General features: G+C 49.1%; 9 protein-coding genes. 4 read left to right on the top strand and 5 right to left on the bottom strand.

Annotated features, from left to right (window positions below):
• The first annotated feature begins 73 nt into the window (after positions 1–73).
• Positions 74–574: a 5-(carboxyamino)imidazole ribonucleotide mutase gene (gene purE, locus S7335_RS18865; RefSeq protein WP_038019090.1), complete on the top strand. Its 501-nt coding sequence runs from the start codon at positions 74–76 to the stop codon at positions 572–574.
• 85 nt (positions 575–659) lie between these two features.
• Here the strand turns inward: purE and S7335_RS18860 are convergent, their stop codons facing one another.
• Positions 660–1,538, bottom strand: a complete 879-nt coding sequence (locus tag S7335_RS18860; protein WP_006453390.1) for an IS982 family transposase — start codon at positions 1,536–1,538, stop codon at positions 660–662.
• 561 nt (positions 1,539–2,099) lie between these two features.
• On the opposite strand from S7335_RS18860, the gene S7335_RS18855 reads away from it, so the two are divergent.
• Complete coding sequence (locus S7335_RS18855) at positions 2,100–3,578, top strand: ammonium transporter (RefSeq protein ID WP_157620323.1); 1,479 nt, start codon at positions 2,100–2,102, stop codon at positions 3,576–3,578.
• Between the two features lie 195 nt (positions 3,579–3,773).
• Here the strand turns inward: S7335_RS18855 and S7335_RS18850 are convergent, their stop codons facing one another.
• The 3 genes from S7335_RS18850 to S7335_RS18840 form a co-directional block, all read right to left on the bottom strand.
• Positions 3,774–4,319, bottom strand: coding sequence for a DUF456 domain-containing protein (locus S7335_RS18850; RefSeq protein ID WP_038019088.1), 546 nt, complete (start codon positions 4,317–4,319; stop codon positions 3,774–3,776).
• Between the two features lie 52 nt (positions 4,320–4,371).
• The gene (locus tag S7335_RS18845) at positions 4,372–5,118 is read right to left on the bottom strand and encodes a DUF1995 family protein (RefSeq protein ID WP_006454712.1); all 747 of its coding nucleotides are present in this window, start codon (positions 5,116–5,118) and stop codon (positions 4,372–4,374) included.
• A gap of 115 nt (positions 5,119–5,233) precedes the next feature.
• Positions 5,234–6,433, bottom strand: coding sequence for a cysteine desulfurase family protein (locus S7335_RS18840; RefSeq protein WP_006453411.1), 1,200 nt, complete (start codon positions 6,431–6,433; stop codon positions 5,234–5,236).
• Positions 6,434–7,019: 586 nt separating this feature from the next.
• Here S7335_RS18840 and S7335_RS18835 point away from each other — a divergent pair.
• The gene (locus S7335_RS18835) at positions 7,020–8,684 is read left to right on the top strand and encodes a bifunctional diguanylate cyclase/phosphodiesterase (protein WP_038016518.1); all 1,665 of its coding nucleotides are present in this window, start codon (positions 7,020–7,022) and stop codon (positions 8,682–8,684) included.
• A 213-nt stretch (positions 8,685–8,897) separates the two neighbouring features.
• On the opposite strand, the gene S7335_RS18830 is transcribed toward S7335_RS18835, so the two are convergent.
• Positions 8,898–10,505, bottom strand: a complete 1,608-nt coding sequence (locus S7335_RS18830) for a PLP-dependent aminotransferase family protein (protein ID WP_006454549.1) — start codon at positions 10,503–10,505, stop codon at positions 8,898–8,900.
• 216 nt (positions 10,506–10,721) lie between these two features.
• Here S7335_RS18830 and S7335_RS18825 point away from each other — a divergent pair, with 216 nt between their 5' ends.
• Positions 10,722–11,375 (top strand): pyridoxamine 5'-phosphate oxidase family protein, encoded by a 654-nt coding sequence (locus S7335_RS18825; protein ID WP_006455216.1) that lies wholly within the window; start codon positions 10,722–10,724, stop codon positions 11,373–11,375.
• Positions 11,376–11,483 lie beyond the last annotated feature (108 nt).

Raw genomic sequence — 11,483 nt, 5'->3', positions numbered from 1 at the left:
AGACACTCAGCCAAATGCTAAGCCAGACACGCAGTCAGATTTACATGAGGGCTCAGTCGATGTTGGTATCATCATGGGCAGCGATTCGGATCTGCCGACGATGATAGACGCGATCGCCGTTTGCGAAGACTTTGGTATTACTCATGAGGTTGCCATTGTCTCAGCTCATCGCACGCCCAAGCGGATGGTTGCCTATGCTGAAGCAGCTCATACCAGAGGCCTTAAGGTGATTATCGCGGGTGCGGGAGGAGCTGCACACCTGCCCGGTATGGTCGCCGCACTCAGCCCGCTACCCGTTATTGGTGTTCCAGTCAAAACCAGCACTCTCTCAGGGGTAGACTCACTTTATTCTATTGTCCAGATGCCTCGGGGTATTCCAGTAGCTACGGTAGCTATCGGCAACGCTAAAAATGCGGGTTTGCTTGCTGTGCAGATGCTAGCGGCCCATGACCAGACGCTTCAAGCAAAAATCCTCGACTATCGCCAACAGTTAGCGCTGATGGTGAATGACAAACAAAACCATCTTTCTGGATTGGGCGCCCGGCAGTATCTCAAGCACATGATCAATACATAGGATACATAGGTTAGTACTTGAGTGAGTGCTCAATACATAACTGCTGCATCTTTAATCAGCCCTACCTAATTAACGTCAGTTCGGGTTAAGCAGCAGGGGGAAGTTCCCATTCCATATGGAGAGAAGGCTTCTTCGGTTGGTGGCAATAAGCAATCAGTCCACAGAGGATGTTGACCCAGCAGTTGACCGGACTACGGTGACGAGAATGCTCTATCTGCGAAATGTTCTTCAGTTGGTCGATAATCGTTTCGATGATGGAACGTTTGCGCGAGAGTAGCTTGTCAGTTAGCCGCACTAGCTGGTTCTTCATGTTGCGCCGAGGCTTAGCAAAGAACTCGATGTTGAACGCGTCGAGTAGTTGCTTGGCCAGCTGCTTCGATACATAGCCTTTGTCTGCGCAGACTTTTCCCCATAGTCCAGTAAGTAAGTCAAAGGCGGGCTCACGGTCGTCCGTATTGCCCGGGGTCAGGGTGAGGTTGAGTAGTTCACCGCACTCGTTCACCACGAGGTGTAGCTTGAAGCCATAGAACCAGCCGACAGAGGTTTTGCCCCTAGCTGCCGTATCTTTGCAGACCTTATGCTGCCAGATCCGACGGTTGTGGCAGACCGATAGACTGGTCGCATCGATAAAACTAATGCCTGTACAACGGCCGAAGCAGCGCTTCAGATAACAACACAAGGGAAACAAACAAGAGGGCGTCCATTCGACAAAGCGGTTATAGCTGACTAGCGTTGGAAACGCTTGCTTCCAGTACTGGCATACATGATGAACGTAGTAGTGTTTGAAGGTGCGGTAGTGGCTTTGGTGAAAGCCGATGAGTATCGTCATCACTTCGCTTAGGCTCAGCGAACGAGCGCGTTGTCGCGTCTTTAGATGGTGGCTTAGCAGTTGACGCTGCCAGAGGGGTTCAAACACTTGGCAGAAGTCATCGACGTGGCAGAACAGTTCTTCTAAGCTGAACATAGTGGAGGATAGGGCTGATGGGTTTTACAACTTCAGCTTACCTATCCTCCTTTCTTCGAGCTTTCCTTATCCCGAACTGACGTTAATTAGTCCTAGCAGAAATAAGCAATGCCTTAGCGTGAGACCGCTAGCCAGTTAATTGGTTAGCGGGTCGATTGATATATGTCAGTTTATATTTGGTTCGTAACAATAGCTGTATGTCAGATATGTCAGAGCTGTGTCAGAACAGCTACGTAATAATACTGAGAAATTAGTCACGTACTAAGTTTGATTGATGTTGAGAAATGCTACAAACTGCTCGATATCAACCTGGAATATACCTAAAACTCTCGGATTTGAGAGACATTTTGTAAACTTTCGCTAAAGTCGGCTTTAGAAATCAGCAAGACAGCACCCGTTCTCCCATTAAAGGTATCAGACGATACAGAATGCCTGACTCAGACTTGGTGGAATGAGACCCATCAGTTTGACAGGCGCACAACCAAACAATAGCCTTTGTTTTGGTTATTATTTGCGACCATAGATTGCTGTCGAAATTGCGTTAGGAACGCCCGACCAATAATGTCTAATTTTACAATGAGAAAAAGAAAGTATCCGAGGCGCAGCGCGTCGCCTTGGGATGCGAATGTACCTCCGTTTACAGAGATGGCTAGCCGAGCATTGAGCCGTGCGTTTGGCCGTCGATTTGCTTGGGGTTGGTTAGCCTGCATTCCCCTGGCATTCACTATCGTAGCCACTTGGGGATTTGCTGCTCATGCGCAAGAAGTCACTGCTGACGATGTTCAAATAGTTTTAGACAACATCTGGATTGTTGTTGCGGCTATTTTAGTCATCTTCATGAATGCTGGGTTCGGCATGTTAGAGACTGGCTTTTGTCGTCAAAAAAATGCAGTCAACATCTTAGCGAAGAATTTGATTGTCTTTGCTTTGGCAACGTTGTCTTTCTGGGCACTGGGCTTTGCACTAGCGTTTGGAGAAGGCAATGGCCTTTTCGGTCTAAGTGGATTCTTCTTAGCGGGAAGCGATCCGACTGAACCGGTCTTTGGGACTTTAACAACGCCCGTATTCTTTCTATTCCAGGCTGCGTTTGCAGGTACTGCGGCCACAATCGTATCAGGCGCAGTTGCAGAGCGAGTGAAGTTCTCTAGCTTTATTGTCTTTAGTGTTCTGCTAACGGCGATTTCTTATCCCATCAGTGCGCACTGGGTTTGGGGCGGCGGCTGGCTTTCTGATATGAGTTTCCTAGGTGAGGGGGTTGCCTTTAGCGATTTTGCTGGGTCTACTGTGGTTCACTCGGTTGGGGGTTGGGCTGCGCTGATGGGCGCTATCTTCCTCGGGCCTCGGATTGGCAAGTATCAAGATGGTGCTGTTAATGCGATTCCTGGCCACAACATGAGTATTGCTACCCTGGGCTGTTTGATCCTGTGGATTGGCTGGTTTGGCTTTAACCCTGGTTCTGAACTAGCAGCTAGCTTGAACGTGCCTCAAATTGCGCTAGTGACCAACTTGGCTGCGGCTGCAGGTGGTATCGGTGCAACGTTCACCGCCTGGTCGCTTAGCGGCAAGCCCGATCTATCAATGGTAATCAACGGCATCTTGGCTGGCCTAGTTGGCATTACGGCCGGCTGTGGCGGCATCGGCTACTGGGGTGCAGTAATAGTGGGCCTAATTGCCGGCATCATTGTTGTTTTCTCAGTTGGCTTTTTTGACAGCATCAAGATTGACGATCCAGTAGGTGCTACCTCTGTTCACCTTGTTTGTGGTATCTGGGGCACGTTAGCCGTTGGCCTATTCGATGGCGAAGCTGGTTTGTTCTTTGGCGGTGGGATTACGCAGCTGATTGCTCAAATCATCGGCATCGTTGCTATTGGTTTGTTCACTGTAGTCGTCACTGGTATTTTGTGGGTGATTATCAAGTCTTTGATCGGCTTGCGGGTTAGCTCTGAAGAAGAACTCAAGGGCCTAGATATCGGCGAGCACGGTATGGAAGCTTACAGCGGTTTCCTTAAGGACACTAGTGATATGGGCGGTATCATCTAACGGTATGCTCTAGGCTTGTGCTAGTTGCATCGGAGTGGCTGGCATATCTGGGATTTATTGCTTAGTGTAAAATTGCTTAGTGTAAATCTGGTTGAATCTGGGAATGGCCCTCGACAGCATTGGTTGAGGGCCATTCCGTTTGAAAGATAGAGTTTGATCTAGGAGATAGCCTTTGAGAGATAATCGCTGTTGGTTTTATGTTGCAGCAATAGTTGGCCAGGTCTTCCATAAAAAGACTATGACGGCTGTAAATGCCAACAGTCCTTCAAGCAGTGTACCGACTACAGAACTAACGACGACTGCTAAGCTAACTTTGCACGAAAGCTTAATCCGCTCTTTTGTATCTAGCTCTTTGCGAAAGAGAAATTCGCCTAAAAAAGCACCTAACATTGAGCCGACTATGATTCCTAGTAGTGGACCTCCTACTGGTAGAGCAGGTAATAACCCAAGAAAGCCGACAGCTAGACCGACGATTGAGCCTGTTTGTCCCCATGAGCTAGCGCCTACTTTTTTAGTGCCGATGTAGGTAGCTAAATAGCCAACACCTAAGCTCAAGATAAACGCGATAAGTGCAACAATTAAGGGCAAACTACTTGCCGCTGGACTGACCAAAGTCCAAACCAAAACAGCACCTACAATCAGACTCGTACCCGGCAGCACAGGAACGAAGGCTCCTACAATGCCAACTCCCATCAGCGCCACCAGAAACCAGTAGAGAAAGGTCAGTGAAGATATAGTCATAAATAGATGATTAGACATGGAGAGTATGAACAAGGCGAAAAGCTCGTTTAGCCTACTGACTTAAGGCCTTCAAAAACTGCTGAAGTTCTGCAAAAAGTCCTTTCTTCTTCCTGCTATTACTCTGACTATTACTCTGGGTTCGAGATTTACTAGAGACTTCTTCAGAAACCGGCTGCGCGGTATCGTACAGGATGCGCTCGATATCTTCACTGGAGGGGCGATTCGAAAGATCTTGTACATGCTCGTATTCGTCAGGCCCGATTTCCCGCCAAATTTGCCACGGTCCAGGATATGCTCGGTAGACAACGCCTTGATCAATTGGACGAACGTAGTAGCAGGTTTCGATCTGGCTAAGAAAGCGATCGCGTAGCTGTCTAGCCGCATATCCGATACCTACAACAGCCACATCCTCTAATTGGGGATTAAGTAACACCACTGGCTGATCAAGCGCTTCATTACAGAGCGCCTCTACCTTATCGACCTCAACCGCTGACGGATTGACGATTAGATAGAGATCGTCTTCAGGATCTACGGTCTGAGCCAATTCACCTAGACCTCGAATGACAAAATCTGGATTGTTCCAATCTCTTCTAGCGAGGGCTGCCGCGCCTGCATCTGGAAAAAGGACTTTGAACTGTCGGTCGTTAAAGAGTTCTACAAACTGCTGGGCAATTGGCTGGTGCTTAAGTTCCGGGATGGCCATTTCGATCTGAAGAAGAGAGATGCCGGCGTCTAGGGCAGCTTGAGTGGCTATCTCCGCCTGTTTAGTGGCCTCTGGAATGGTGGTAGGTATGGACATAGAAGAATGGGTGAATCGAGCGAGCAGTTGAACAGGTTGCGTTTAGCTATTAAGAAGATGTGAATCGTCTAAGTCTGGCTATTAGGGATGTCGATGTTGCTAGAGATATTAGAGGCTAGGAAAGCGGGGCAAGGGGCACGGTAGGGGCTGTCTCTTTTGCTTGGTTCCTAGCTTCTGGTGCTACTGATCTGGCTATTATCTGCCTAAGTGCCATAGCACTCCAGTCTATGTCAGCTTCTGTTGTGTGGCGGCCTAGCGTAATACGGATACCGGTTTTAGCAGCGTGATCGCCATATCCAATAGCCTTTAGGATCGGGCTGGGACTGAGCTGACCACTATGGCATGCCGAACCGGCGCTGATACCAATGCCTGCTAGGTTCATCTGCCGAACGAGCGCTTTGCCAGTAATTTTGCTACGGGGTAGGCAGAAGCTGATGTGATGCGGTAGACGGTGGCGTCGATCGCCTGTGAGAACGAGTTCTGGAACGCTAGCCATGTGAGCAAAAAAGCGATCACGTAGATAAATCAATCGCAAAGTCTCTGTTGACATTTCAGTCGCCGCTAGCTCAGCGGCTACCCCAAAGCCAGCAATATTAGGAATAGCCTGTGTGCCTGACCGCAGTCCATTCTCTTGACCGCCGCCAAACAATATTGGTGAGAGCGAGGTTCCAGGTTTCACATAAAGTGCCCCTGCCCCTTGAGGCCCATAGATTTTGTGGCTGGAAAGAGAGAGTAAATCAACCGGCAGCTGCTGGACATCGATCGGTAGGCGTCCGGCAACCTGGACAGCATCGGTGTGGAAAGGAATGCCGCTAGCTTGCGCGATCGCACCGAGCTCGGCAATCGGCTGAAGGGTGCCAATTTCGCTCTGTCCGTAGATGATCGAGACTAGAACAGTGTTCTCTTTGATTGCAGATCTCAAGTCATTAGGGCTTACAGCACCTTGTTGATCAACTGCTAACCAGGTGACTTGCCAGCCGCTTGCTTCGAGCTGCCGAGCGGGCGCGGCAATTGCCGAATGCTCAACTGCTGAAACAATGATGTGCTGTGGTTTGTCATATTGACGGGTTATCCCAAAGATAGCGAGATTGTCGGCTTCGGTACCACCCGCTGTAAATGCTAGGTTTTCTGTGCCGGGCGCATTGATTAAAGAGGCAACTTGGATCCTGGCTTTCTCTAGAACGGTAGCCGCTCGGTTACCCCACTGATGAAGACTAGACGCATTCCCCCAGTGCTGAGCTATGGCGGTTTGCATCGCTGCGATCGCCTCTTGTCTTAGGGGCGTAGTCGCACTGTAGTCCAGATATATCTGCATAATGATAGATATAGAGCAGCGCAGAGAATTAGCGCAGAAAATCAGCTTCTTTATCAGGATATCGTGCTCTGTGGCCAGACGGCGGGTATGCCCTGTTGATTAGACTCAATAGCCTAGGGTTTGAACTTAAGAGAAAGGGCGTCGCTAGCGACGCCTATAGTCTTTAAGAAGTTTCTTTCTACGATCTTTAACAACGCCTCACAGTTTGTTGCAACTATCTACGTGATAATATGCGTGGCTAGCGGACAAACCTACGTCTCAAGCTGGCTGAAGGCTACAAGGTTTTAGCTATGTGAAGTCTACCGTTGGTTAATCTTTAGAGATAGGGCCTTCATAGTCGTCACGCTCTTGGTAGTTACCTTTCTTGCCCATAGAAAAGTAGGTTGAATGACAGTAGGCTTTGACGAGAAATTAGGTTTACATTCTGGCCAAGATGCTGCCTAAGCACTTGGTTCTCGATAGGTAAGACTTCTCATTCCAATAGGGGTTTCATAGCGGTGCCCTGTTTGGTGTACCCTGCCTTGATAGGGGGACTCTACTCGTTTTAAGCAGTTTTTTCAATCACTGCCTGTTTTTCACACTTGCTGTGTCATTGTCTTCTAGTACCTACCAGCTAGTTAGCTATCGAGTGCGCTTCTTTACCTACGATCTTCTTTCCTTCTATGCTTGGGCCTGTTCGGAGGGGTCAGGTTTATCTGAGTCGGTTCAAGGAGGTGGTGTGAACGTCCACCATCCTTCTGCTCAGATGTGGCAAGTAAACACTTTAGTACTTAGCTATCCAGCTGTTGGTTTGGGTCTGTTGACATGCTGTTTAAGCGTGATGCTGGCCCTATTGTGTCTGCGTATCCGTCGACTGACTTCTTTACTAAAAGGCAAGGAGCGATGCATCAAGTCTATTTTGTCAATTGATGCGTTGACTGGGCTAACCAATCGCACAGCGCTACTTTCGGCGGGCAATCGGCTTCTAGATGTGCGGCCTGAGGTCAGTGTAGCCTTGCTTTCTATTGGCATCGACCACTTTAAGACGGTCAGCGATGCTTTTGGTTTTAGGGTTGCTGATGAGCTGCTAAGACAAGTGGGTCAGCGGATACAGACTTATCTGGGATCACGGGACGTGTTAGCAAGAACCGGAGACAACGAATTTTCTCTTTTGCTTAGTCCCGGCGACGAGGCCCGTAGTCGTCAGATAGCAGATCAGATCTTGGCGTCTATTCATCAGACATTTCGGGTTCAGTCGCAATTGGTGCACGTCCAGGGAAGACTGGGTATAGCCTTTGCCGAAGCGATGCGGACTAGTAGCCGCGAACAGAGGCAAGCATTTGACCGGAGTGTCTTTGACTGTAGCGAGTTGTTGTTGCAGGCGAATATTGCAATGACAGAGGGTACTCCACTTGGCGGAGACACTCAGTATGCGGTGTTTTGCCCAGAGATGAAGGCTGCGATCGCCAATAAAGTTGGATTGCAGCAGTCGATGTCGGCAGCGATTGAACAGCAGCAACTACGGGTGCGTTATCAGGCGATCGTCGATATCAAAACAGGACGAACAGTTGGGTTTGAAGCGCTAGTGCGGTGGCAGCATCCTGTACGCGGGCTGATGAGGCCAGACGATTTCTTGCCAGTAGCAGAAGGGTTAGGGTTGACCTTCAAGATAGACCGTTGGGTGCTTAAAAAGGTCTGTGAGCAGTTAGTGAAATGGCAGGCGGAAGGGCTACTACCGTCTGTTAGCGTCAACATATCGGGTAGTCACCTGTGCCGATCCGACTTGGTAGAATACATCCATGAGCTGCTAGCCTACTATCCGGTTGACCCGAGGCAGCTAAATGTGGAAGTCACCGAGAGTGTGGTCGTTGCTGATCTTAGTCGAGCTATCAGAACGTTACTACAGCTAAGAAGTATGGGGATAGGCATTAGCCTTGATGACTTTGGTACGGGTTACTCTTCTTTGACATACCTACAGCAGTTTCCGGTAGATGTGCTGAAAATAGATCGTTCCTTTGTTTCCCGTTTGGGTCAGTCTACCGAGGATGGCTCACGCGAGTATAAGCAGCTAGCCGTTGCTTCGAGTCGGCAAGATGAGTTAATTGTGACTTCTATCTTGACGTTGGCATCATCGTTGGGTATTTGCGTGGTGGTTGAAGGTATAGAACGATTAGACCAATGGCAGTTTTTGCAGAAGACCTGCTGCGGCTATGTTCAGGGCAATTATTTTTCTAGTGCGATAGAAGCTGAGCGAGCGCGATCGCTACTATAGCTTTCGCAAAGTTGCTGAGGACATGCTCATCGGCTAAACCCCTTTGACAGCGCTAAGGGGATGCTCACCCAGACGGGGAACGCCTACTAAGATAAAGTGAGCTATCTTTACTTTGCTATACAGTAGGGGCTAGAGCATAGGTTGTGAGTCATTCCTGTTCGAGCTATGCAAACTAGCAGTAAATTACAGTGAAATCGAAAAAATTAGGCAGCGTTAGAGATATGGCTGAATTCTGTTGATAGCTTCTACGATTTGTGTTGGCTGGAGTCCTCCGAAGCCAAAGATGAACTCCCCGTTTGATGCAGCAGACGAGGGCTTCTGTGGGGATAGATAATACGGCCGAGTGCTGAAGAGAGCTACACCCTGTCTGCTTGCCTGTGAAACTAGCTGTTGATCGGACTGTTGGTGGTTGAACGGTTCAACTTTAGTCAGTCTTGCCATGAGGTGAAGCCCAGCAGGGTCTCCTAATACTTCAAGCGATCTAGATACTGTGGATGAACTATTTGACTGTGTCGCTTCTTCTAGCGCAGTGATCAGGACTTCGCGGCGCTGAGCGTATACGATTCTCATCCGGCGGATGTGTCTGGCAAGATGTCCTTGGGCGATGAAGTCGGCAAGAGCAGCTTGGTGAATTAGGGAGGTTTGGCGATCGCATATCCATTTAGCTTGAGCAAATACAGCAATAAGTGCAGGCGGAAGCACGATATAGCCAAGCTGTATGCCTGGAAACATCACCTTTGAGAAAGTGCCGATGTAGAGGACTCGCTGGTATGTGTCGAGCCCTTGCAACGCAGGAATGGGCCTACCACCATAGCGAAACTCGCTATCGTAGTCGTCTTCAATGATTAGAGCATTGGTTTGTTGTGCCCACTGCAGCAGCGCTAGTCGACGGGATAGCGCCATCAGAACGCCAGTCGGGAACTGGTGGGATGGTGTGACGTAGACGAGCTTGATTCGCGAGAATGCCGAATGGGAAGCTAAGCCATCCTGTTCGTAGATCTTCAGGCCGTCGTTGTCTACAGGAACAGGAATAAGGGTGGCACCATGACTGCTAAAGACCTTTCTAGCGCTAAGATAGCCAGGATTTTCTAGGGCGATCACATCGTCAGTATTCAACATTACTCTGGCAATCAAGCTCAGTGCCTGTTGGGTGCCCTGAGTGATGAGTATTTGATCTGGGTGACAGTGGACAGCTCTAGTCTGAGCGATGTAGTTGGCAATCTCGACGCGTAGTGGCTCGTAGCCTAGTTTGTCGGAACTGTAGCCCATCCAGGCTGTATTCCTAGTGCGATGATAGTTGATGCACCGTTGCCATTGTTCTGTCGGAAAGAGTGAGACATCGGGCTGCCAGTAACGAAAGCTAAGAACCTCATCAGGCTCTGCGGCGGGCTCTAATAGCTGGCACAGGCGATTACCATAGGTCGAAAGTAGCCCAATGAGCGGTGAGTGCTCCACTGTAGCGGGTTGTGACTGTACTACTTGGTAACTGATGGTTGGTGTTGCAGTTGCTAGAGTCGCTGGAGGGGCACTAAGGGTCGTATTGAGAAATGAATCAGGCACCTGGGCGCACACAAACGTTCCTGCACCTGGCTTGGGGTGTAGATAGCCTTCGCTAATGAGCTGGTCATAGCTCATAGTAACGGTGGTACGTGAGACGCCTAGGTGCTCAGCCAGCTGACGACTAGCTGGAAGCTTTTGGTGCGATCGCACCCTTCCTGTCAAGATTGCCTGCCGAATTTGATCGTAGATCTGCCGATGTAGCGCTACCTCGGCGTCTGGCCTGAGATCTATTACTAGATCCCAATCGAAGAAACTATTCATACTCCAGTCATACTCCAGACAAATTGGACTGGTTAACCAAGTAGGAATTGGCTCTTGGAAGTAGCCAATCTAACGACTAACTTAGCAGTACAGCAATTGCCAAGTGTATTTAGCAATTGCTAAATATTTAGCTCTCTATGCATCAACGGTTCTACCTATCGCGATCATATAGAGCTAAGTAGCAAACGCTATGGTTCACTATTTGGCTAGACCACGATGAAATCACAAATAACCAAAACGCCCAAAACTCAAGTCAAACGTGTGCCCAAACGCGGGCATTATGACTTTAAAACGATCACAGATATTTTAGACGAAGGGCTAGTCTGTCAGGTCGGGTTTGTTGTCGACAGTCAGCCTTTCGTAATTCCAACTGCCTATGGCCGCGTTGGTAAGCGTGTCTATATTCATGGAGCGAGTGCTAGTCGCTTAATCAGAACGCTACAGACAGGGATTGATGTCTGTTTTACGGTGACACTGCTAGACGGTCTGGTCTTAGCGCGTTCTGCCTACCATCACTCAATGAACTACCGCTCGGTTGTACTGTTCGGTAAAGCAGAGACAGTGGTTGAAGAGACGGAGAAGATGACGGCGCTAAAGGCGTTTACAGAGCATATTATCGAAGGGAGATGGGATCAGGTGCGATCGCCTAATTCAAAGGAGCTTGCTGAGACTTGCGTGCTTAGCCTGCCAATCATTGAAGCTTCTGCTAAGGTTCGTACTGGGCCACCGGTTGATGCTAAAGCCGACTACGCACTACCTGTTTGGGCAGGTGTATTACCATTAGCACTCACTCCACAAGCGCCCATTCCAGACCCTTGCCTATCAAATACTCAATCGCTACCTGACAATATTCGCACTTACGCCCGGTAGACTGGCGCCCTGCCTCTAGGGCTGTGCTTGCTAGTAGCACAGCCTAGTAGTACAGCGGGCATGAGTCTGCCTTCCAATATCACTGCCAAATTGGAGGGCAGTTTGAAG

Origin of the sequence: Synechococcus sp. PCC 7335 (assembly GCF_000155595.1) — a bacterium.
Taxonomy (GTDB): Bacteria; Cyanobacteriota; Cyanobacteriia; order Phormidesmidales; family Phormidesmidaceae; genus Phormidesmis.
Note: the sequence above shows the minus strand (reverse complement) of the source record. Positions and strands in the feature narration are given on the sequence as shown.